Below are 20,466 nucleotides of genomic sequence, written 5' to 3' on the forward strand. Positions count from 1 at the left end.
GACTACTCCATTCAGCGCTTACGCGTGAGGTGATAGCACCACAGTTCGAATCGGTCGGCCGCACCGCGGACAGCGGGTATCTCCACCGCGGCGCGTTCGGCACTGACGACATCCCAGCCGGCCGGGCAAAAGCGCTTCTGGACCTCCTCGGCCGTCACGCCGCCACGTATCGGCGCGGCCTTGGGTGGCCGCTTGAAGCCGTAAAGCAGCAGTGTGGCTCCCGGCGCAGCGGCGCTCGACAGGCTCGCGACATAAGGAGGTCGGCGGTCGGCGGGCAGGGTGTGGAAGCAGCCGAAATCCAGCAGCAGGTCGTAGCCGTCACCGAGGCCGAGATCCGAGAGGCGGGTGACGTCGCCCTCGATGAAGCGCGGCGCTACGCCAGCTCCCGAGGCCTTGCGGCGGGCGGTGCCCAGTGCCTTGGGCACCATATCGACGGCGGTGACATGTGTGGCGAGATAGACGGTGTCGGTGCCCGTGCCGCAGCCCAACTCCAACGCGCGGCCAGCGGGTAGCGCCGACGGCCCTTCCACCAGCGCGATCAGCTCGGCGGGAGGGGCGCCTCGCTGCCAGATCACCAAACCCACCCGGTACAGAAACCGGTAGACCAGCTGATACCACCGCAGACCATTGCGCTTCATCGAAACCCCGCATGTGTCATGACATGAGACGAGATGTCTCATCTAATATAGCGCCATGCCTGTGGACATGTCACGTCGTCAGGTGCTGGGCGCCGCTCGACGACTCGGCGCGGATGGCCGCACGCCGACAATGGACGAATTGGCGGACGCGGCGGGCGTCGCGGTGCGCACCCTGTACCGCTTATTCGGTAGTCGTCAGGCGCTCCTGAACGAGGCAGGCTTGTCCCCGGAACCCACCGCACGGCAGCGGATACTGGATGCCGCACTCGATCAAGTCGGCCGCCAGGGGTTGGCGAACCTGTCGATGGACGATCTTGCCGCGACCGCGCGGGTCTCTCGTGCCACGGTCTACCGGTTGTTCCCCGGCAAATCCGCTTTGTTCGACGCGTTGGTGCGGGAGTTTTCTCCGTGGGACCCGGTCGCTGACATCATTGACGCGATGCCAGATGGACGGCCAGAAGAGGTGATGCCCGCGATCGCCCACGCCGTCGGCGAGGCCGTGCACGGACGAGTCGGGATGCTGTTGCGCATGGTTTTCGAACTGGCCCAGGGTAATCCGGACACCGCCGAGGCCATGCGCCACACCATGGCGCGGGGCCTGCCCGATGTAATCGAATACCTGAGCCGTCAGATGGAGGCCGGCCGCATGCGTCGGATGCATCCAATCTTGGCCTTTCAACTACTGGCCGGACCAATCGTCGTCCACCAGCTGACGCGGCCACTTGCGGAACCGCTGATCGGCTTTAGCCAATCTGAGTCCGAGCTCCTCGACGAAATCGTGCAGGCTTGGCTTCGCGCCATGGCACCGGACTCTGAGTCACCTGTTTACGTAGGGCGACGTCGACAATGAAACCGCCAAAACCCATTCTCTGGAAAGTCTTACGGCCGCGAACTTTCCTTGATTGACAGCTGAGCCACCAACCACCCATCCGTTCCACGACATGCTCGTGTGCAAGTGCTGCCACCACCGCAACCCGGCCCCTACTGTGCATGTAGCCGCTTGACCCGATACTCGGGTACAGGGTTCATGCTGGTGAGGTGAGAACCAGTGAGGTCGCTGCGCAGGCCCGGGTGAATACCCAGACACTGCGCTACTACGAACGCCGGGGCTTACTGGCCGCACCTGAACGCACCGGATCGGGGTACCGGCAATACGGCCCAGATGCGGTGCGGGTGGTGCGGTTCGTCAAGCGGGCCCAACAACTCGGCTTCACGCTCGACGACATCGAGGAGCTGTTACATCTTGCCCAGGGCGGGCCAGAGGGCTGCGAAGACGCCGAGGCGATGGCGCGCGCCAGGATCGCCGAGATGCAGCGCCGCATCGATGAACTCACCGCGATGCGTGATGCGCTCGCCCAGCTTGTCGACACCTGTCGTCAACCACGAGGGCAGCGTGACTGTCCGATCCTGCACGCCATCGAAACCGCGGCCGCCACAACCGCACCGTTGAGGACCGACCATGAGAATTGAGTTGCTCACCGCGCCGGGATGCCCTAACGCAGCCGCGGCCAAAAAAGTGATCATCGAGTGCCTGGCCGACCTCGGCATCGAGGCGCCGATCCGGGACCGCATCGGTGCCTATTCGTCACCGACGGTTCTCATCGACGGCATCGACGTGATGCGCGGGGACGCCCCACCGGTCGGGGAAGCCTGCCGACTGGACCTCCCGACACCGCAACGTGTTCGGGATGCGCTGCACGCCCACGCATCCTCCAACACCGGACGTCCTGATCGTGGGTGACCTGTCGCGCCGCACCGACATCCCCATCAAGGCGGTGCGCGAGTACACCGAATACGGCTTGGTCAAGGCCTCACCGCCAACCCCACCCCCCACAAATTCACCGTGAACGGCAAGCAGTTCTACACCTGGTGCGCCCCCGACACCCTCGTCTTCCCCGCCCTGATCGGACAAACAGCGCACGTCGAATCACCCTGTCCGGCAACCGGAACGGTCATTCGGCTCACTGTTGATCCAGATGCCGGTGTCACCGCGCTGGAACCATCGACGGCAGTGGTGTCCATCGTCGACCCCAGCCAGATCGACCCCACCAAAGTCCGCGCCACCGTGTGTAATCCGCAGCACTTCTTCGCCACCGCCGACGCCGCCCGCAAATGGCAATCCCAGCACCCCGGCATGACGGTGCTACCCATCGACGCGGCCTACCACCACATCATGGTGCCGCTGGCAGACCGCATGCTCGACGACGGCCACGGTTCGAGCAGACATCGCCATGCCAACCACATGTGAATCAGCCGTCCGCACAGCCACACTCGATGCTGTGATACCGCGCGCGATCGGGCGGTGGTGTCACTCGCTGTGGTGATCTCCGTCGGTACCGTGTGAAGGATCCGCGGCAGGAGTCGGAGACTCGACGTCCGCCGGTGCAGTGGACGGCGGAGTCAGATCGGTATTCGGGGGGGCGACGGGTTCTGGATGGCTGCCTTGATTAGCGTTAATCGGCGGGTGGAAGTCCTGTTCTGCGCCAGCCGACGAGTGGTGGTCGTCGTTCAGCACGCTTGAAGCCACTCCCGCCGTCGCCGCGGCAGCGATCACCGCGCTGGCGCCGAGGAGCACAATCGCGTTCGAAACGGCTGATATTGCCTCTGGTTGTCGGCCGCGGTACCAGACCCAGCCAGCGCCCATCACGACGTAGATCTCGAGCAGCAGTGCGCATAGGCCGGCGGCTTGGATCAACTCGGGCTCTCCGGCGTTTGGACCGAACGGCGCTCCTGCGGTCCGAGAGAGCACCCAAAGCGCTGCGGCACCCACATTGGCCGCGATTCCAGCGGCGAGCACTGCTGTAGCCGGTCCAGCCAGCACCACTCGCGCCCAAATCAGTTGAAACAGCGCCATTGAGAGGAAAAACAGCCCCGATGGCATCCACGCTTGCCAGTGTGTCGGCACGACGGCGAAGTGGATAACCGCTGCGCCGAGTGAGGCGATTGCTGCGAGACGAGCAGCCAGCCTGCTGTCGGTCTTCTTCGCTACTCTCGGTGCCATCCGTCCGATGATGACACGGCCCGTCCAAGCCTCGATGAAATGACATCACATCCCACTCGTCGCGGTTGGGAAGCGCGTCGATACAATGCGTGATGCCTGCTACTTGGTGGCGTGTGATGGATGGGGCACCCAACTCCCCGGAAGCTCGACTTCACGAGCCCCGAGCGTGCGGTCTGAGGCCGGACAGATAACGGCGGTTTAGTGATCGTGCTCGAAGAGAACGAGCGTGTCAGCCAAATTGCCGTCGACGAAGTAAGCACGGCAGATGAAGGGGTCATGCATTGTGGTTCCGACCTCGCTCTGCACATCTAAGACATCGGCAACCCCCCACACCGTGATACGGGAAGTGGCTGTGCCCCGAATTTCCAGCACGGCCGTCTGGTTCTACGACCCACCAGCAAGATGAGAAAAACGCGTCCGGCACCTCCGGTGGGGCGAGCAGCTGTGGGATGTGCACGAATCCGCGGTTGTGAATGTCGGCGATCACGCGCCGGATGTGTTCTCAGCCGGCCAGCTGATAGCCGGCCTCTTCAACGGCGTTCCTGATGACTTGGGCGTCCAGCTCGCGGACGCTGTCGATGGTGAGCCTTCCGCTGGACACATCGACGTCGACACCCGTAACGCCATCGATGCTGCTGACCTCTTCACGCACCGAGGCGGCGCAATGTCCGCAGGTCATTCCGGTAACGGTGAGTGTGACAGTGCTCATGGCGTCCCTCTCTATGTCTGCCGGGGCAAGGAACAACGCCTCTGTACAATACCCCCCTAGGGTACATCAGGATCTGTTGGCGGCGCTCGACGCAGGGGTGGGCCCCACCCGGCGCTAGCCGGCCCCTACTTGCCCCGCTCTGTGCCGCGTCCGACGCTCCCGCGAAGCCACCTCCAGGCCATTGCACATATACCCCATGGGGGTATAGCATCTCTGCGGTAATACCCAGTAGGGGTATCACTGAAAGCGGTTGTCATGTGCACACCACAGTGACGTACGGCCAGCTATCACGAATGTTGAAAGGACCATTGCTATGACAGACCACGATCACGACCACGACGCGGCGAGCCCGGGCGTCGACACGGCCGAGTGCCCAGTCATGCTGGGACGCTTTGTCGTTAGAGCCAAGGCCGAAGCAAAGGGATTGGTACGCAATTACAACGGGCGAACCTACTGGTTGTGTTGCGCTGGCTGCGTCCCCAAGTTCGACGCAGACCCAGCGAAATACGCGATTGCATAACGCCGCCACCGGACTCAGCGGAACAATGATTCTTCATACAGTGCATCGGAGAGACGACGACGGCGAACTGCCCTCGGCTGTCTCGCCCCGGCCACCGTTAGGAAGGATGACGCGGTTGACGACAAAATCTGACGCGACCGCCACGTCGACAAAGCACGGCTATAGCATCGGCAAGGACCGCTACCTGGATCGGCTCAGGCGCATCGAAGGGCAGGTCCGCGGTGTGCAGCGGATGGTCGAGGACGAGCAGTATTGCATCGACATTCTCACTCAAGTCAGTGCCATCAACCGCGCACTGCAAGCGGTGGCCCTCGGCCTACTCGATGATCACCTCAAGCACTGTGTCTCCGACGCCGCACAGGCCGGCGGCGATGACGCTGGCGTGAAGCTCAAAGAGGCCAGCGACGCCATCGCGCGGCTCGTGCGGTCCTGACCGTGCCCGCGCATCGTGCTGTCTAGGCTCAGAGGAGGTCCTGGATGCAGACAGATTCGAAGCCACCGCAGGGCCGCTTGGTCCGCTTTGCACGACACCCCGCCGTTCATGCGATCGCCAAATGCGCTCTCATGTGCGCCCTTGGTGCACAGTCGCGAAACCGCGGCAAGAGCAAGCGCGACAACTGCTGCCCATAGTCGGGTGGATGGTCGCGTTGCATTCACAGCACCGTCCATGGTGCCGCCGACGAGGTCAATGCGGGCCGCCTCAAATCCACCGATGTTGCGGCGTTGATCACCACCAGCCTGTTGGCCGCCTTCACTCCGCCCGGACAGGTCGTGCCGACACGCGACTAGTTGTCAGTCGGCGCACGTGAGTTCTCTTGTACGCCAGGAGCTTCCTCAACCGCTTGGTGTGCCGGACAGCGCTTGTATCAACTCCGCTGCGAACTGCGCGGGTTGGGCGATGCAGCCGACGTGACCGCCGGATAGTTCGACGACTTCACGCCCGAGCTTTCTCGCTAACGCCACCGTCGCTTCGTGCGCGGGATAGCCGCGTGCTTCCCGCCCGACGGCCAACACGATCCGCCCGGCATGACGGTCAGCGCATCGAGATCAAGCTGCACCGGTGGGTACTGGCGCAGCTCATGCTCAAACCAGTAGGAGGCGTTTGCGTCGTGCCTGGGGGCGCGCGCCATGACCGTCCGGTCAGCCTTGGGAAAGGTGTGCGTTCTGAACTTGTCCGTTGCGGCTTCGATGCCCGCCTGCCGGTACAGGTCCATATACCTCGTGGAAGAACTCCACCCATTTCTGGCCGTCGCTCAGTTGCAGCACCACGGGTGGTTCGAACGGCACGACGGTGCTCACGACCGCCGGGTGACGTGTCAGAACATCCAGGGCCACGATTGCCCCTGAGCTGGCTCCGAATACCGTGGCCGGCGCATCGGTGAGGTGCTGGATGAGTCGCCGTACGTCGTCGGCATCGGTGTGCAAGCGGTTCGCATAATCCTGGGGACCGTCGAGCTGGCTTCGCGAGAATCCGCGCCGGTCATACAGCATGACGGTGTAGTGGTCTGCAAGGTGGGTGGCCACCTTTCGGAAGCTGTCGGACACCCCGCTGGCCCCGGGGACTATGACGAATAGCGGGCCGTTGCCGCGGGTCTCGTAGTAGAGCTGAGCGCCGGGCACATCGAGCGCACTCATGTGTGCTCCCCGTTCGTGTCCTCGGCCGAGGTACGTGGTGATGGACGCCGCAGCTTCCAGCGAGCGTGAACGGCCTTGCCGCTGCGGTATGCGAAACGCCCGGCGATGACATGGGCGCCCACAACGACGGCGGCGCCGACAATGCCGACAAGCACGGCGTTGCCGATCCAACCGGTCCAGGCGGACGCGGCAAGTGCGGCGCCGCCCAGGCCAAGATGCAGGGCAACGATCAATGCGCCCGCGGCTATGAGGGCGATAGCGCCGAGCCGGCCACGCCACGGACTCTTTCGCCTCGCCGGTTGCGGTGTCGGGTCCTTGTCGTGGGCGCCGATCTCGTGCGGTCCGGCTGCATGTCCGGCCTGCCCCACGTCAGCGCCAACTTGTCCCGTCGCCCGATCGTGCGCAACCGGCGACCGATGCCGTTCTGCAGCCGCCGCAAGCTGTCTTCGTCGGCGGCTTCGATCCGCAACGTGAGAGTGTCCCGGCTTGCCCGTACGTGCAACATCCCATCGGCGAAGCGCACCGTGCCCGCGGTGCTGGAGTATTCGACGCGCTCCAGGACAGCGGGCATCTGCTCGTCCCCGTTCCGAGATGTCCGATGACCGATCCGGCGCATCTGGTCGGCATGCCGGCACAGCTGGGTCAGATAGCGGCTGGCGCGGCTCGTCGCAACGGTGGCTTCGGCGGTCAGCATCAGGGTCCTATCGGAGCCGTGGATTTTCAAGACAGTATGTATTATACCCGTCATAGTGTAGCGATCCCGTCAGGGTGTATACAATGACTCGGTGCCGAAGATTTGGACCGACACGATCGAGACGCACCGCCAAGCCGTTCAGGAAGCAGCGATTGACGCGACGGCTGAACTGATTGCCGAGCACGGGCTGTTGTCGGTCACGATGTCGCAGATCGCCGAGAAGGCCGGCATCGGACGTGCCACGTTGTACAAGTACTTCCCCGACGTCGAAGCCGTCCTGCGGGCATGGCATGAACGTCACGTTGGGCGCCATCTCGAACAGCTCGCACACGCCCGCGACCAGGCCGACGGACCTCGCGAGCGCCTCGAAGCAGTGTTGCGGACCTACGCCCTGATCGCCTACGAGTCGAATCGCCACCACGACACCGAGATTGCTGCCCTGCTGCACCGGGGCGCGCACGTCACCAAAGCCCAGCAGCACCTTCACACGATGGTCCGCGACCTCGTAGCCGAAGCGGCTGAGGCTGGCGAGCTCCGCGGCGACATTGCGCCGGCAGAACTGGCCACCTATTGCCTGCACGCCCTTACCGCCGCCAGCGCACTACCGTCCAAAGCCGCGGTCCTTCGGCTCGTCAAGCTCACACTTTCCGGCCTGACGGCCTCGCGATGATTGCGTGCCAACCCGCCGCGGTTCGCAGCCGCCGTTGTGCAAGCGAGCTTGCGGCCCGAGTACCGGGCATACGATCAAGCGGTGGCGCAGTCACCGCCGCCTGACCCAGATCGTGCCCGCGAAAAGTATCGCCGGCTAGCGCGAACATACGATCAATTCATCTCGATCGGCGGTCGCGTTGAGGGGTTGCCGCGCCATCGCGCACGCGCCATCGACAACCTCGATCTGCAGCCAGGGGATGTCGTGATCGACGTCGGCTGCGGAACCGGCCTGAGCTTCGACCGAATCGAACAGCAGATCGGCCAGAGCGGGCGGATCATCGGTTTCGAATTGAGCCCGGACATGCTTGAGCTGGCGCGCGAGCGGGCGCAGCGACGTGGTTGGTCGAATATCGACCTGATGCAGGGTGCCGTCGAGGACGCCCGTGCGGGTGTCGAAGCGGACGCGGCGCTGTTCTGCCTCGTCCACGACATCACCCGTTCGCGTCGCGCGCTGGAGAATATGCTTGGTCAGCTCAAACCCGGTGGCCACATTGCGGTACTGGGGGCAAAGGTGGTACCGCGCAGGCCATTTCCGTTAAACCTCAGCAGCCGTCGGTTGATGGCGCGGTTTGTCACAACGTTCAATGGCGTCGACCGACCGTGGACAATACTCGCTGAGCTGGTGCCAGACTTGCAGGTCGAGCTCACACCGCTGCGAGTGACATATCTGGCGTGGGGCCGCACGCCGACAATCCGCGAGGCTTAGTTGTCGCGAAGTCCGGTCGCAACACGCTTGTGGCAGTTCTTCCTGAAGGTCACTCGCATAACCGGTAGCCGATGCCCCGGACGCTCAACACAAGCAGGGGCCGGGCAGGATCGTCTCCCAACTTCCTTCGCAGTGACCGATGTGCATATCGACCACATCAGCGCAACCCGCCCAGCTTGGTCCCCAGACGGTGTCGAGTAGTTCCTGGCGGCTGGTCACCCGGCTTCCCCGTTGAGCAAGCGCAGCCAGGATGTCGAATTGAGTTCGGGTCAGCCTGATCAGTTCGTCAGCAAGGAGGACCTCACGGCGCCCAACGTCGACAGAAAGGGGGCCGAACACCTGCTTGCCGAGCGCAGCGCTGCACTTGTCCACGAATTAATACTGCGCTACTACGTAGTTCAGTAGAAGTGTTTGACGCGTGCCGCGGCGAGTCTTCAACGATTCTTTACAGAACGACAACCGTTTTCGCGACGATGCGCCATGCGTAGTGATTTCGATGCGGCGGCCGCCGCATCTGGCCGCGCCGGGGCGGGCATGCGCGACGCCCTCGTGGGCTGATGAAAGCTTGCTGTTAGATTCGATTGCGGGGCAACCGGTCTGGACGGATACCGCCGACTGAGTATGTCGGTGGTCTAGCTGGCACACATCAGGAAACCTGATACGCCGAGGACGACAGTCGCCAGCGGAGCGAAGCCAATGATGAGCGCAGTACTGGTGAGTGCGGCCTGGGCGCGGATCCGAGTGCGTGGGGCCGGGCGGCAGCGCAAGGCGTTCCGCGCGGCTCAGCACCGCGACGTCAGCGGCGCCGAGTGCACCAGCAGGTGCCGCACCCGCCAGTGCCATCAGACCGGTCAACAGTGCCCGATGCCCGTATCGACGAACAGCAGCGTCGTCGGCGCACATTTCCAGTAGCCGTGACACCTCGGCGGCACCGGCGGTCATCAGGGTCAGACGGGGAAAGACCACCCCTAGGCCACGCAGCGCTGTCACCACTTTGGGGTGATGACCGCTGAGGTGAGCCCCGTTCATGGGCCAGCACGGCGGCCAATTCCTGTTCGTCGAGTGCTGCGACGGCGGCACTGGTCACGACAATCGCCGATGGTTTGCCGGCCACGCAATACGCGGTGCGCTCGGCGGCGTCGACGACGAATACATCGCGTTCGGAGGTGGGGCGGCCCACGAGTCGAATTGCTTGGGCATGCCCGTGAGCGTTCGTGCGCAGCCGCCGCACGACGCACGCCAGCCGCAGGCCAGTGAGGGCGCTGACAGACACGACGGCGAGGGCTCCCGCGAACAGCACGAGTTGTGGTGCGCTGCCGAATTCACCGGCGGCCAGGTCGCACAGCAGTTGGAAACAGGACTCGACGAACGAGTCACGCTGGCCTGAGTGGGTGACCGTGTCGAGCAGTATGAGGACGGATGCGGTTATCCAGGTGAGCACCACGCTGACAATGGCGATCAGCCAGGCGGCCACTCCGCATCGTGGCGCATGTCCAGCACGGGTAAGCCTGCGCAACAGCGGGGGCCCGACCGCGACTACAGCGACGCTGTAGAGCACCAGATAGGCGGCGATACTCACCGCTTGTTCGCCTTGGTCGACCGTCTGGCCAGCCGCCGCAAGGCCTCTCGCAACCGCTCGGATTCCTTGGGCCCGATCTGCTCGATGAAATAGCTGAGCACCAATTCCGAACGCCCGCCACCGTCGAGCGCGTCGCGCATGAGCCGCGCGGTGTGTTCTTCTCGGGTCATGGTGGCCCAATAGCGATACGCCCGGCCGTCGCGTTCGCGTTCGAGCCACCCTTTGCGGTGCAGGTTATCCATCGTCGACATCACGGTGGTGTAGGCGATGTGCCGCTCAGCGGAGAGTTCCTCGAAGATCTCACGCACCGTCACCGAGTCGGGATCGCGGTTCCAGACGCGATCGATGACGACGGCTTCCAGCTCCCCAAAACCTCGCACCCGCACCGATTCACCCTCCAGCAGTGTTAGTGCGGAGCGTACCCCGATCGTTAGCTCCGTCCGAGCTTTGACGCGACGGCTGTGGGTCTCCGCGTCCGGCTACGCCCGCACAATCACTGGATCGCCGACCCCGACGGTGTCGAAATACCACGCAGCATTGTCGGGACTGAGGTTGATGCAGCCGTGGCTGACATTGGCTGAGCCTTGTGATCCCACCGACCACGGCGCCGAATGGATATACACGCCGCCCCAGGTCACCCGCACGGCGTATTCGCCGTTGATGAGATAGCCCTCAGGATCGTCTAGCGGAATGCCGATGGTGCGCGAATCGAAGACCACTTCGCGTTGCTTCTCCAGTACGTTGAACGTGCCGACGGGTGTGTCGAATCCGGACTTTCCCATCGATGCGGGCATCTCGCGCACCACCTGGTCGTCGATGCTCACCGTAAAAGTGTGAGCCGAAATGTCGGCTACGCTAACGACGGCGGCCCCCGTCGAGAACTCGGTCTTCATGCCACCAACGCTCAGGGTGACCGTCGAGTGAGCCGGCCAGAATTCGTCCGGGCGCCATTCCACGGCAGCGTCGTTGATCCAGGTAAAACGCCCGGTCATGGGTCGCGCTGTGGTGACGTTCATCATGCGCTCGGCTGAGGCACGGTTGTCAACCCGTCGGTCGAACACCACCATCACCGGATGCCCCACGCCCACAACCTCTCCCGGGCCGGGACGTACCGCCGCGACGCTGTTCTGCGTGCTCGCTGTTGCGGCTGCTCTCGATTCGGCAAGCGGTGGGCCGGCCAAGGGTGCCGTTACCGCGACCGTTGCTACCAGCAGACCTTGAAGGATGCGGCGCACGTAGCCCTCCCTTTCACCACACGTCGTCCGATGATCGGATTCTACGTACCTGGTACGTACGCCGCCGCAAGCCGCAGCTCCGGCGTTGCGCCCACGTCGGCGCCTGACCACCCGCCTGCAATGAGCGTTGAAGCATGGCCGGCAAGATCTGTTGATTGAGACTCTGTCCGCGCCGCCTGAGGCTGAATCATTCTGCCCCACAGACACTGTCACCGCTTCGCCACAGATGAATTAACCGATCGGACGTTACCGAGAGCCGTAGTTCCCGGCGCCTGCGTTACACGCGGTTGCGGATCGCCGAGCTAGCGTCCACTGCCAAAACCGTTATCACAATGAGATTGTGGCTCGTGTTTCTCGTGAGGCTGCTGTGATGTACGGTGCAAGTACGTACTGGACAACTACTTACTGGCTCGGTCCGTAACTGCGCCACGGGAGCTCTGATCCACGACCTGCCGACGGTGACGCGCCCGCGCACACCGCTGAGGGAGATCTTCAATGAGGCCCGCACGCCGACACGTCAGCCGCATCATCGTCGCGGTGGCCGCGACCACGGTCCTGCTCGGCCATATTGGCGCCCCCGCGTATGCATCCCATAACTCCGGCTCCCATCCGGGCAGAGCCGAGATCACAGCACTGATCGCCGATTTGGCTCAGGCCAATCAGCGGTTGGCCGACGTCGGCGCACAGATTCAGATTCAGCAGGAGGGCGTTAACAAGGCGCTTGTCGAAGTCGCGCAGGCACGCGACGCCGCCGAGTCCGCACGCCGTGAGGTGCAAGCCAGCGAGCAACGGCTGACCGACTACACCGCGGCGATCGCCGCCGCCCAACGGCGCTTCGATGAATTCGCGGCGGCCACCTACGTCAACGGGCCCCCGGGCGCGTATCTGTCAGCATCCAGCCCCGAGGACATCATCTCGACCGCGAGTGCCGATCAGACTCTGGCGCTGAGCTACCGAAATGCGTTGAGCGAGTTGCAACGCGCCCGCACCGAACAGGCCAATCGTGCGTCGGCGGCGCGCGCCGCGCAGCAGCGCGCCGACCAAGCCGCTGTCGACGCTGCGCGCAGTCAGGAAGCCGCGGTGGCCGCACTGACCGATGCGCAACGTCAATTCGGCGCCCAACAAGCTGAAGTTGATCGGCTCGTCGCTGACCGTGATGCCGCCCAGGCCCGCCTGGATGCCGCCCGCGTCTCACCCGAAGCGGCAAGCCCGACCGCCCGCGCTGGGGACGCGCCGGCCACACCGGACCGGTGGGATTCCCCAAGCCCGCTGGCGGCCCAGGCGCCAGCCCACACGAGCCAGTGGGACACCACGCTGCCGATGGTGCCCAGCGCCAATGTGGCAGGCGACCCCCTTGCCATCGTCAACGCGGTGCACCAGGTTGGGAATTCTGCCGCAAGCCGCCGCTCGAGCCGATCCCGGCTTCACCAATGGGCGCATCCCGCGGGTGTACGGCCAACAGGCCACCGAATTGGTCATTCGCCGGGCCATGTCTCAGCTTGGGGTGCCCTACTCATGGGGCGGCGGCAACGCCAACGGGCCCTCCCGCGGCATCGATCAAGGGGCCAACACCGTCGGGTTCGACTGCTCGGGGCTGATCCTCTACGCCTTCGCCGGCGTCGGCATCAAGCTCGAGCACTACTCGGGAACTCAATACAACTCCGGCCGCAAAATTCCGTCGTCGCAAATGCGCCGTGGCGATCTGATCTTCTACGGCCCCACCGCCAGCCAGCACGAGGCGATGTACCTAGGTAACGGGCAGATGATCGAAGCGCCCTACACCGGCTCGGTGGTCAAGATTTCCCCGGTGCGCACCAGCGGTATGACGCCCTACGTCACCCGGCTCATCGAGTGGTGAACTTCGGCCGTGCCGAGCAGCCGGATCAGCTGGTGCAATTGAGGCTGGTCATCATGCCCGCCTCCTGATGATGGGTGTTGTGGCAGTGCAGCATCCACTCCCCCGGGTTGTCGGCGACAAACGTCACGGCCAGCCGCCGCATGGGCAACACGATCAGCGTGTCCTTGCGGGCACCGGGACGCCCGTCACCGGTGAGCACCTCGAAGGTGTGGCCATGCAGATGCATGGGATGCCACATCATCGACATGTTGTTGAACGACAACGTCACCCGTTGGCCCTCACGCACCGCCAGCGGGCGACTGCCGGCGAACGGCGATCCGTTGATCGTCCAGTCGTACTTCATCATCGAGCCGGCCAACTGGGCCGGCAGCTCCACGTCGGCGGGCGCCGAAGGTAGCGCCGCGCCGGGTGCGGCCGCAAATGTCGCGACGGTGCCGACCCGCCCTTGCAGCTCTGGTGGCGCGTAGTCGGCCGCCGGCGGTGCACCCGAACCGCAGATCAACAGTGCGCGCGCCGATGCGGTCTTGCCTTCGGCCGCCGCCACCAACGGGAACACCCCGTCGCCGGCGGTGATCACCACGTCGTAGCGCTCCCCCATCCCGATCAGCAGCGCGTCGACGTCGGTCGGCACCACGGGGAACCCGTCGGTGTGGGTCACCGTCAGCTTGTGGCCGGCCAACGCGACCCGAAACGCCGTATCTGATGCGGCGTTGATCAGCCGGATCCGTACACGCTGCCCTGGCTTGACCCGAAAAGTACTGGGCACCGCGGGAATACGGCCGTTGACAATGTAGTAGGGGTAGCTCACATCGCCAGCGTCCCCGCCGAGCAATTGGCTTCTGCCAAGCCCGCCGACACCCGGAACACTGCCCATGCCCGGCATCCCCGGCATCCCCGGCATGCCGTGCATACCCGGCATGTCATGGCCAGGCGCCGACGCGTTGCGCAGACCGTCATAGATCTGAGCCGGGCTGGACCCGACGCCGTCGGTCCAGTCGTCCAGCATCACTACCCACTCCGCGTCGTAGTCGCCCGGATCGGCCGGATCGTCGACGATCACCGGGAAATACAGCCCGGTATCGGCATCCAGACCGGTGTGGGGATGGGCCCAATAGGTACCGGGATGCGGAACCGAAAACCGGTAGGTGAAGTCGCCGCCGGCGTTGATGTTGGGTGTGGCCGGTGATGCGCCGTCCATGTCGTTACGCAGCGCGATGCCGTGCCAGTGCACCGACGTCGTGCGGCCCAGCCGGTTACGGACCGTCACGGCCAGCTCGTCGCCCACCGAAGCCCGCACCAGCGGGCCGGGCACTGTGCCGTTATAGGACACCGTGTCGGCGATCGTGCCGCCCAAGTCCACGCGCGCGCGATCCGCGGTCAAGGTGGCCGACACCGTGCGCCCGCTGTGCGGGCGGCGCGCCTCGGCGTCGGTGATCGCATTGCGCGGCGCGACGGCGCTGCTGCCGCGCCCACATGCGGCCAACGTCATGCCCGCCGCGGCGGTGGCGGTAAGAAAGCTGCGCCGGCTCCACTGCCGCCCAGCTACCTCACCCATTGTGTCGACCCGTCCGCGGTGAGCTGTTGCGGTGGCTGCGTCCACCGAAATGATTGCCGAACAACGCCGCCGCCGCGGCGATAACAAGCCCCCAACACACCAGCAGCGCGATGATCAGCAGCAGCCATGACCGCCAATCCACGCCGCTTCCAAGGACAGCGGGCGCCCATCCCACACTCATATCTGTCTCCTTCGAACACCACGATGAGCGCTGCAGCCCGGCGAACCGATATGGGTCGTGTGAAGATTCGTTGAAGATCGCAGCGCGCCGCCGAGTCCCCGCCGTCACCAGGCACCATGAACGACATGGACAACACGTCAGCGCCCTCCGGTGATGCAGCGCGCGGTTATCGGGCCCTGGTGGTCGATGATGAAACAGCGCTCGCCGAGGTCGTGGCCAGCTATCTGGCGCGCGAGCAGTTCACCACCCGCATCGCCGGCAACGGGCCCGATGCCGTCACGCTGGCCCGCGAGCTCGACCCCGACGTCGTGGTACTCGATCTGGGATTACCGGGTATGGACGGGCTCGAGGTGTGCCGGCAGTTGCGCACCTTCTCCGATGCCTACGTGGTGATGCTCACCGCCCGCGACACCGAAATGGACACCATCGTCGGGCTTACCGTCGGCGCCGACGATTACGTCACCAAACCGTTCAGCCCGCGCGAACTGGTCGCACGCATCCGCGCGATGCTGCGCCGTCCGCGTGCCGTACCCGGCGCCGATGTCGCACGCGGCAACGACGTGGCCCCGCCGCGATGCTTCGGGCCGCTGCGCATCGACGTCGCAGCCCGCGAAGTGTTCCTCGACGACGAACCAATCCTGTTGACCCGCACCGAATTCGACATCCTCACAGCCCTCTCTGCCAGGCCAGGCGTGGTACTGAGCCGCCGTCAGCTGCTCGAGACCGTTCGCGGTGAGCCGTGGATCGGCAACGACCACCTCGTCGATGTGCACGTCGGGCATCTGCGGCGCAAACTCGGCGACGATCCCGTCGCCCCGCGCTACGTCATCACCGTGCGCGGCGTCGGATACCGCATGGGCACGAGCCAGTGAAGCGCCCCCTGACCAGAGGCCGGCCCGGTATCGGCATGCGGCTGCTGATCGCTCAAACCCTGGTCTTGCTAGCCGGTGCGCTCACCACCTGGATCGTCGCCGCCATCGTCGGGCCGCCGCTGTTTCGAGAACACCTGCACCGGGCCGGCGTTTCAGCCGGGTCCGCCGAGCAATTCCACGCTGAAGAGGCGTACACATACGCCACCGCGATATCGGTGGGCGGCGCGGTCGCGGTCGCGGCACTCACGGCTTTCGCAGTCAGTCTATATGTCAGCCGCCGACTGCAGCGCTCCGTCGGCGAGGTGGCATCGGCCGCCTCCGCAGTAGCACAGGGGCGTTACGACATCCGGGTCTCCCCACCGAAATTGGGCGATGACTTCGACTCGCTGGCGCAGGCGTTTAACCAGATGGCCGCCCGGCTTGGGGCGGTAGATGCGACCCGCCGCCGACTGTTCGGCGACCTTGCCCACGAGATCCGCACGCCGGTATCGGTGCTCGAGGCCTACCTGGAAGCCGTCGAAGATGGAGTCCGGACACTCAGCCCGGAGACCATCGCGATGTTGCGCGACCAGACCCGGCGCCTGGTACGTTTCGCCGAAGACGTCACCGCATTGGCGCAGGCCGAAGAGAGTTCGGCGTCAATGGCATTCGCCGACATCGACGTCACCGACCTGATCGCCAAGACAGTCGCTGCCGTCACCGAACGCTACCGCGCCAAACAGGTGTCGTTGTCAATGCGTGTGGCGCCCGGCTTGCCGCCGGTCTGGGGCGACGCGCAACGCCTGGCCCAGGTGTTGTCGAACCTGCTCGACAACGCGTTGCGGCACACACCGCCACACGGCCGCGTCGACGTGCACGCCGAACCGCTTGGCCGCAATCTCGTGTTGCACGTCACCGATACGGGCGAGGGCATTGCCGGCGACCATCTGCCGCACGTATTCGAGCGGTTCTACCGGGCCGAGGCGGCACGCACCCGCGACCGCGGCGGCTCCGGATTGGGCCTGGCGATCGCCAAGGCGCTCGTCGAGGCCCACGGCGGCCAGATCAGCGCCAGCAGCGACGGTGCCGGGGCTGGGACGACGTTCACCATCTTGCTGCCGACGCCCTCAGCGCCCGGCAAGCGCACACCTGGGCCGTCGGATTCGGCGGCTGGCCTATCTGTATCGGATTGACGGGTGGGTAGGACTCCGACCCATGCGTGTTTGGGAATGAGTTTTTCGACGCCGGGACGGCGTCTCTAACGCTGTCACCCGCGAAAGCTAGTGACACCGTTCGCGATGACGTTGATCGAGCACCGATCGTCGGGGCGAGACGATCGGTGCCCTGTTCATCACGAGTGATCGCGCAAGCCCAATCCACCATGTCCTAATCTGTGGGATCTATGGCATTGACGCCACCCCAGATACCCCCTGAGGGTATGGATATGCCCGCAATCACAAAGCCCGTATGGGCACACACCTGGTTCGCCAACATCTGGCCCATTGTGGCTGCCATCATGTTCGCCACGTTCGTTGCCTTCGGGTCCGGTCCTGCCGACCACACCGACGTCGCGCCGGTCGTCACCGCATCGGCTTTCGTCTACCTCGGGGCGGCGGCCCTCCAACGGCGCGTGGCCGCCTGGCCGATGTTCTTCGTCAGCGTCATCGTGATCACCATCGGCTTCCTTGTTCCAGGCATTGGCCCGTCTTGGTCGTCATGGGCAATGGTCGGAGTTTCCGGAGTGCTATTGGGATACGGCCTGATCCGAGGTGCGTTGCGTCCCCTATGGGGTGCACCGCTGCAGGCTGCGGCACTGGCTGTTTTCGCCGCCGCCGCCATTGCCGCCGTCCATGTCGACGCGACATGGGCCGGACTGTTGGTCGGTGCCGGACTGCTCGCGCACACCGCCTGGGACATCAACCACCACCGCACCGAACGGGTGGTCGCAAGCTCAATGGCTTTGTTCTGCGCGGTGCTAGACACCTTTTTGGCGGTTGTCGTTCTCGCTGTCACGCTCGCCTGAAGGCGGGAGCCCGCGAATCGTTCGGCGTTGCAGCGCCAGCCATTCGCCTCGAAAGCACCGAGAGCCCCCGTGCCGGCAGGAGCCGCGATACCGGCACGGGGAGAAGGGAAAAGCCCGCTTACGTCCGCCTTCGCTGCCGACCTACAGCGAACTCAACATCTGTTGCATCTCGTCGATCTCCTGCTGCTGTGACGAGATGATCGAACGTGCCATCTCCACCGCAGGCGGGAACTGACCGCTCTTCACCTCGGTCTGCGCCATCGTGATCGCACCCTTGTGATGCTGGGTCATCTGTGTGAGAAAGAGCCGGCTGGCCTCGACGCCCTGGGCGTTCTGCAGCGCGGCCATGTCCTGTTCCGACATCATGCCGCTGCCGCCCATATCTCCCATGTCATGGCCGGGCGTGTTCGGCATGTTGGGCATGCCCGTTGGTGGGCTTGTTGTGGTCTGCACGCCCCAATCGGTAAGCCAGCCCTGCATCTTCTGGATTTCCGGGCCCTGGGCGGCTTTGATCACGTCGGCCAAGGACACCACACGTTGGTCGATGCCCTGCTTGGCCAGCAGCATGTCGCTCATCTCGATCGCCTGCTGGTGGTGCGGGATCATGCCCTGCGCGAATGTCACGTCGGCGTCGTTGTGCGCTTGGCCCTGTGCGTCGCCACCGGCCGGTGCCGACGGGGACGGCGCCGCGGTCGAGGTCGTCATGGACGCCATATCGTGATCATTTTCCGAGCTGCCGCTACACGCGGCAATGGTCAGCGTGGCAGCCACAGCAGCCGCAGCGATAACAACGAAACGCTTCGTGTGCACGCGATCTCCTTCTGTCGTCATCCTCACGGCGGACAGATCTTCCGCCTATCGCGGGACCGCAGCCACCTCATGCGCTGCTTGCAGTCACCTCAGTCGTGCGTTACCAGCGTGGGACCCAGGTCTAAGGGTCGGCTCCACTTTCGATGAAGAATCGGTAAAGACCCCCGAGCGCCGCACCCCTTTGGTGACCTCTGTTCAGATCGTCATAGCTCCTACGCACCTCGACAGTACTATGCAAATACCTGTGAGGAGAGTGCGCGATGGTGCCCATCGATGACCGGGTTGCTTACATGTTGTGAACCGTGTGATTCGCTGGCTGACAACCGGATTCGTCGTCGTTGCGATGTTGATGGGCCCGGCAGCGGGACTGGCGTCGGCGCACCCGACGCTGCTGTTCACCGAACCGGCGGCCCAAACCGCGGTCGCCTCGTCGCCGCAGCTGATCACGCTGCTGTTCAATGAGCCGGTCACTATCGGCGAACGTGCGATCGTGCTGGATACGGCCGGACGCCAGGTGCCGACCGGCCCAGTCGCGGCGCCGTCGGAGCAGCTCAACGATATGCACCCCGGCCGCTGCACTACGTCGGAGTGATGGATCCGCTATGCGGCGGGACCCGATCGGTGTATCTGACCCTCCACGGACAGCTACGCGGGGCGATGCGGTACAACCCGACAGGCCCGCCGCGGTTGCTCGGCGCCCTCGCAATCGTCATCTGGGCGGCGGTCGGCCGATTCACCGGCGACTGGGTGAATATGCGCGTTTCAGGGCGAATCCTAATCCCGTTGATTGTGATAGCGCTGATCGGCCTCGAGGTGAACCAGCAGTTGACGTAGACGTATTGACTTCGCCCTGGACCTGCTTGTGAAGTCTCGTGTTTGGGATTATCAATCATCGTCGACGAGTTCGCCGTGCCGGCGGCGCAGGTGATCGTGGTGCCTATTACGACTGCATGTTCGCGCAGTGCGGGCAGTCGCCCATGTCCATCGACATCGGCATGTCCATGCCCATCATGTCGTCCATCGGCATCATCATGTCACCGTTGCAGCACCACATCATCGCCGGCTTGGGGCCGCCGGTCGTGTAGACGACCGCCATCGGGTCATCGCCGGTAACGTCGAAAAACACCTTGCCCGTCGACGTCTGGCCCGGAGCGAGGGTCGCGCCCGAAATGCCTGCGGGACTCGAAAGTTGCCACAGCACTGGGTAATCGGTGCGAGACGCAGATATCGCGCGGATGTTCGGGATGATTGGTGTAACCGACCCGGATACCGCTTGCACCGAAGCCGTCGCTTCCCACAGGCGTCCTGCTAGGGGGTAACCGGGCGCGGGATCGGAACTCTGACGCAGATCGGTCACCGTCCACTCCTGGACAACTGCTCCTCCCGCGTCTACCAGCCGTTGTGGCATCCCAAACATATGCGGGCATTTGTTGGCGGCCGAGGCCGTCGCCGGTACTGCAACCCCCACCATCAATAGTGCCGTCGCGGCGGCAACGATCATTCCCAACTTTCGCACTCGCGTGTTCCTCATCTGTGTATGGGACTGCTTGCTGATGTGCTCGCAAATGGAGAAGAGGCTGAATAGTTGCCACTCCGTTTCGGCCCTCGCCGCACGCGCCGAGCAGGACGGCGCGCACGAGAACCGCCAGCTTCGTCGTCATCGGCCCCGACCACACTTGCACATTACCTACTATCGCGCTCCGTATTACTGCGACCTAATGGGAGTCGATCAGCGTGGCGTTGCCGGTGTGGAGCCTGCG

25 protein-coding genes and 2 pseudogenes are annotated in these 20,466 nt (G+C 64.4%); 14 read left to right on the plus strand and 13 right to left on the minus strand.

Features of this window, described 5'->3' with window-relative positions:
• Positions 1-11: 11 nt before the first annotated feature.
• Positions 12-680, minus strand: coding sequence for a class I SAM-dependent methyltransferase (locus Q2100_RS02320; protein WP_302912699.1), 669 nt, complete (start codon positions 678-680; stop codon positions 12-14).
• Positions 681-693: 13 nt separating this feature from the next.
• On the opposite strand from Q2100_RS02320, the gene Q2100_RS02325 reads away from it, so the two are divergent.
• From Q2100_RS02325 to merB, 4 genes are all read left to right on the plus strand, one after another.
• Positions 694-1,488 carry a TetR/AcrR family transcriptional regulator gene (locus Q2100_RS02325; protein ID WP_302912700.1) on the plus strand — a complete coding sequence of 265 codons (795 nt, stop codon included), beginning with the start codon at positions 694-696 and terminating at the stop codon, positions 1,486-1,488.
• 188 nt (positions 1,489-1,676) lie between these two features.
• The gene (locus tag Q2100_RS02330) at positions 1,677-2,108 is read left to right on the plus strand and encodes a MerR family transcriptional regulator (protein ID WP_302912701.1); all 432 of its coding nucleotides are present in this window, start codon (positions 1,677-1,679) and stop codon (positions 2,106-2,108) included.
• Complete coding sequence (locus Q2100_RS02335) at positions 2,098-2,379, plus strand: thioredoxin domain-containing protein (RefSeq protein ID WP_302912702.1); 282 nt, start codon at positions 2,098-2,100, stop codon at positions 2,377-2,379. The genes Q2100_RS02330 and Q2100_RS02335 overlap by 11 nt, the downstream gene beginning before the upstream one ends.
• A gap of 51 nt (positions 2,380-2,430) precedes the next feature.
• Positions 2,431-2,886: an organomercurial lyase gene (gene merB, locus Q2100_RS02340; RefSeq protein ID WP_302912728.1), complete on the plus strand. Its 456-nt coding sequence runs from the start codon at positions 2,431-2,433 to the stop codon at positions 2,884-2,886.
• A 60-nt stretch (positions 2,887-2,946) separates the two neighbouring features.
• On the opposite strand, the gene Q2100_RS02345 is transcribed toward merB, so the two are convergent.
• Positions 2,947-3,639, minus strand: coding sequence for a hypothetical protein (locus Q2100_RS02345; protein WP_302912703.1), 693 nt, complete (start codon positions 3,637-3,639; stop codon positions 2,947-2,949).
• A gap of 502 nt (positions 3,640-4,141) precedes the next feature.
• On the minus strand, positions 4,142-4,348 hold the full coding sequence (locus Q2100_RS02350) for a heavy-metal-associated domain-containing protein (RefSeq protein ID WP_302912704.1): 207 nt from the start codon (positions 4,346-4,348) through the stop codon (positions 4,142-4,144).
• A gap of 626 nt (positions 4,349-4,974) precedes the next feature.
• Here Q2100_RS02350 and Q2100_RS02360 point away from each other — a divergent pair.
• Positions 4,975-5,301 (plus strand): metal-sensitive transcriptional regulator, encoded by a 327-nt coding sequence (locus Q2100_RS02360; protein WP_302912706.1) that lies wholly within the window; start codon positions 4,975-4,977, stop codon positions 5,299-5,301.
• A gap of 707 nt (positions 5,302-6,008) precedes the next feature.
• Here the strand turns inward: Q2100_RS02360 and Q2100_RS02365 are convergent.
• Genes Q2100_RS02365 through Q2100_RS02375 form a run of 3 tightly spaced genes read right to left on the minus strand, consistent with a single transcriptional unit; the run spans position 6,009 to position 7,197 of the window.
• Entirely contained in the window at positions 6,009-6,503 is a 495-nt protein-coding gene (locus Q2100_RS02365) for an alpha/beta fold hydrolase (RefSeq protein ID WP_302912707.1), read from the minus strand.
• Positions 6,500-6,736 (minus strand): hypothetical protein, encoded by a 237-nt coding sequence (locus tag Q2100_RS02370; RefSeq protein WP_302912708.1) that lies wholly within the window; start codon positions 6,734-6,736, stop codon positions 6,500-6,502. Before Q2100_RS02370 ends, Q2100_RS02365 begins: the two co-directional genes overlap by 4 nt.
• 11 nt (positions 6,737-6,747) lie before the next feature.
• Complete coding sequence (locus tag Q2100_RS02375) at positions 6,748-7,197, minus strand: DUF2218 domain-containing protein (protein WP_302912709.1); 450 nt, start codon at positions 7,195-7,197, stop codon at positions 6,748-6,750.
• Positions 7,198-7,288: 91 nt separating this feature from the next.
• Between Q2100_RS02375 and Q2100_RS02380 the strand changes: the two genes are divergently transcribed.
• A complete protein-coding gene (locus Q2100_RS02380; protein ID WP_302912710.1) occupies positions 7,289-7,867 on the plus strand; it encodes a TetR/AcrR family transcriptional regulator in 579 nt (192 codons plus the stop codon).
• 81 nt (positions 7,868-7,948) lie between these two features.
• Positions 7,949-8,614, plus strand: coding sequence for a class I SAM-dependent methyltransferase (locus Q2100_RS02385; protein WP_302912711.1), 666 nt, complete (start codon positions 7,949-7,951; stop codon positions 8,612-8,614).
• An 84-nt stretch (positions 8,615-8,698) separates the two neighbouring features.
• Here Q2100_RS02385 and Q2100_RS02390 read toward each other — a convergent pair whose 3' ends face one another.
• The 4 genes and pseudogenes from Q2100_RS02390 to Q2100_RS02405 all read right to left on the minus strand — a co-directional run bounded on the left by Q2100_RS02390 (position 8,699) and on the right by Q2100_RS02405 (position 11,428).
• Entirely contained in the window at positions 8,699-8,986 is a 288-nt protein-coding gene (locus Q2100_RS02390; protein WP_302912712.1) for a winged helix-turn-helix domain-containing protein, read from the minus strand.
• 260 nt (positions 8,987-9,246) lie between these two features.
• Positions 9,247-10,193 (minus strand): annotated as a pseudogene (locus Q2100_RS02395) (M56 family metallopeptidase).
• Positions 10,190-10,579, minus strand: a complete 390-nt coding sequence (locus tag Q2100_RS02400) for a BlaI/MecI/CopY family transcriptional regulator (protein ID WP_302912713.1) — start codon at positions 10,577-10,579, stop codon at positions 10,190-10,192. Before Q2100_RS02400 ends, Q2100_RS02395 begins: the two are co-directional and overlap by 4 nt.
• A gap of 93 nt (positions 10,580-10,672) precedes the next feature.
• Positions 10,673-11,428 carry a L,D-transpeptidase gene (locus tag Q2100_RS02405; protein ID WP_407667564.1) on the minus strand — a complete coding sequence of 252 codons (756 nt, stop codon included), beginning with the start codon at positions 11,426-11,428 and terminating at the stop codon, positions 10,673-10,675.
• A 495-nt stretch (positions 11,429-11,923) separates the two neighbouring features.
• On the opposite strand from Q2100_RS02405, the pseudogene ripA reads away from it, so the two are divergent.
• Positions 11,924-13,286, plus strand: a pseudogene (ripA, locus tag Q2100_RS02410) (NlpC/P60 family peptidoglycan endopeptidase RipA).
• Between the two features lie 25 nt (positions 13,287-13,311).
• Here the strand turns inward: ripA and Q2100_RS02415 are convergent.
• Complete coding sequence (locus tag Q2100_RS02415; protein ID WP_302912714.1) at positions 13,312-14,841, minus strand: multicopper oxidase family protein; 1,530 nt, start codon at positions 14,839-14,841, stop codon at positions 13,312-13,314.
• Between the two features lie 297 nt (positions 14,842-15,138).
• Between Q2100_RS02415 and Q2100_RS02420 the strand changes: the two genes are divergently transcribed.
• The 3 genes from Q2100_RS02420 to Q2100_RS02430 all read left to right on the plus strand — a co-directional run bounded on the left by Q2100_RS02420 (position 15,139) and on the right by Q2100_RS02430 (position 17,896).
• Positions 15,139-15,894, plus strand: a complete 756-nt coding sequence (locus Q2100_RS02420; RefSeq protein WP_302912715.1) for a response regulator — start codon at positions 15,139-15,141, stop codon at positions 15,892-15,894.
• A gap of 35 nt (positions 15,895-15,929) precedes the next feature.
• Entirely contained in the window at positions 15,930-17,066 is a 1,137-nt protein-coding gene (locus Q2100_RS02425) for a sensor histidine kinase (RefSeq protein ID WP_302912716.1), read from the plus strand.
• A gap of 251 nt (positions 17,067-17,317) precedes the next feature.
• Positions 17,318-17,896, plus strand: coding sequence for a hypothetical protein (locus Q2100_RS02430; RefSeq protein WP_302912717.1), 579 nt, complete (start codon positions 17,318-17,320; stop codon positions 17,894-17,896).
• 141 nt (positions 17,897-18,037) lie between these two features.
• Here the strand turns inward: Q2100_RS02430 and Q2100_RS02435 are convergent, their stop codons facing one another.
• Complete coding sequence (locus Q2100_RS02435) at positions 18,038-18,706, minus strand: DUF305 domain-containing protein (RefSeq protein ID WP_302912718.1); 669 nt, start codon at positions 18,704-18,706, stop codon at positions 18,038-18,040.
• A gap of 304 nt (positions 18,707-19,010) precedes the next feature.
• Between Q2100_RS02435 and Q2100_RS02440 the strand changes: the two genes are divergently transcribed.
• Positions 19,011-19,298, plus strand: a complete 288-nt coding sequence (locus tag Q2100_RS02440; RefSeq protein ID WP_302912719.1) for a copper resistance protein CopC — start codon at positions 19,011-19,013, stop codon at positions 19,296-19,298.
• On the plus strand, positions 19,298-19,540 hold the full coding sequence (locus tag Q2100_RS31810) for a DUF2752 domain-containing protein (protein WP_407667565.1): 243 nt from the start codon (positions 19,298-19,300) through the stop codon (positions 19,538-19,540). Before Q2100_RS02440 ends, Q2100_RS31810 begins: the two co-directional genes overlap by 1 nt.
• 106 nt (positions 19,541-19,646) lie before the next feature.
• Here Q2100_RS31810 and Q2100_RS02445 read toward each other — a convergent pair whose 3' ends face one another.
• Complete coding sequence (locus Q2100_RS02445) at positions 19,647-20,237, minus strand: DUF1942 domain-containing protein (protein ID WP_302912720.1); 591 nt, start codon at positions 20,235-20,237, stop codon at positions 19,647-19,649.
• On the opposite strand from Q2100_RS02445, the gene Q2100_RS02450 reads away from it, so the two are divergent.
• Positions 20,137-20,466 (plus strand): hypothetical protein (locus Q2100_RS02450; RefSeq protein ID WP_302912731.1); only part of this gene is annotated, 330 nt, incomplete at its 3' end. The two genes, Q2100_RS02445 and Q2100_RS02450, sit on opposite strands and share 101 nt — an antisense overlap.

The sequence above is a fragment of the Mycolicibacterium arseniciresistens genome (assembly GCF_030519285.1).
Classification (GTDB): Bacteria; Actinomycetota; Actinomycetes; order Mycobacteriales; family Mycobacteriaceae; genus Mycobacterium; species Mycobacterium arseniciresistens.

Bases quoted from the DNA above. Each gene is read 5' to 3' on its own strand.
- Q2100_RS02320 (WP_302912699.1), bottom strand. From the start codon at position 680: ATGAGACATCTCGTCTCATGTCATGACACATGCGGGGTTTCGATGAAG.
- Q2100_RS02325 (WP_302912700.1), top strand. From the start codon at position 694: ATGCCTGTGGACATGTCACGTCGTCAGGTGCTGGGCGCCGCTCGACGA.
- Q2100_RS02335 (WP_302912702.1), top strand. From the start codon at position 2,098: ATGAGAATTGAGTTGCTCACCGCGCCGGGATGCCCTAACGCAGCCGCG.
- Q2100_RS02345 (WP_302912703.1), bottom strand. From the start codon at position 3,639: ATGGCACCGAGAGTAGCGAAGAAGACCGACAGCAGGCTGGCTGCTCGT.
- Q2100_RS02350 (WP_302912704.1), bottom strand. From the start codon at position 4,348: ATGAGCACTGTCACACTCACCGTTACCGGAATGACCTGCGGACATTGC.
- Q2100_RS02360 (WP_302912706.1), top strand. From the start codon at position 4,975: ATGACGCGGTTGACGACAAAATCTGACGCGACCGCCACGTCGACAAAG.
- Q2100_RS02365 (WP_302912707.1), bottom strand. From the start codon at position 6,503: ATGAGTGCGCTCGATGTGCCCGGCGCTCAGCTCTACTACGAGACCCGC.
- Q2100_RS02375 (WP_302912709.1), bottom strand. From the start codon at position 7,197: ATGCTGACCGCCGAAGCCACCGTTGCGACGAGCCGCGCCAGCCGCTAT.
- Q2100_RS02415 (WP_302912714.1), bottom strand. From the start codon at position 14,841: ATGGGTGAGGTAGCTGGGCGGCAGTGGAGCCGGCGCAGCTTTCTTACC.
- Q2100_RS02420 (WP_302912715.1), top strand. From the start codon at position 15,139: ATGAACGACATGGACAACACGTCAGCGCCCTCCGGTGATGCAGCGCGC.
- Q2100_RS02425 (WP_302912716.1), top strand. From the start codon at position 15,930: ATGCGGCTGCTGATCGCTCAAACCCTGGTCTTGCTAGCCGGTGCGCTC.
- Q2100_RS02430 (WP_302912717.1), top strand. From the start codon at position 17,318: ATGCCCGCAATCACAAAGCCCGTATGGGCACACACCTGGTTCGCCAAC.
- Q2100_RS31810 (WP_407667565.1), top strand. From the start codon at position 19,298: ATGGATCCGCTATGCGGCGGGACCCGATCGGTGTATCTGACCCTCCAC.
- Q2100_RS02445 (WP_302912720.1), bottom strand. From the start codon at position 20,237: ATGAGGAACACGCGAGTGCGAAAGTTGGGAATGATCGTTGCCGCCGCG.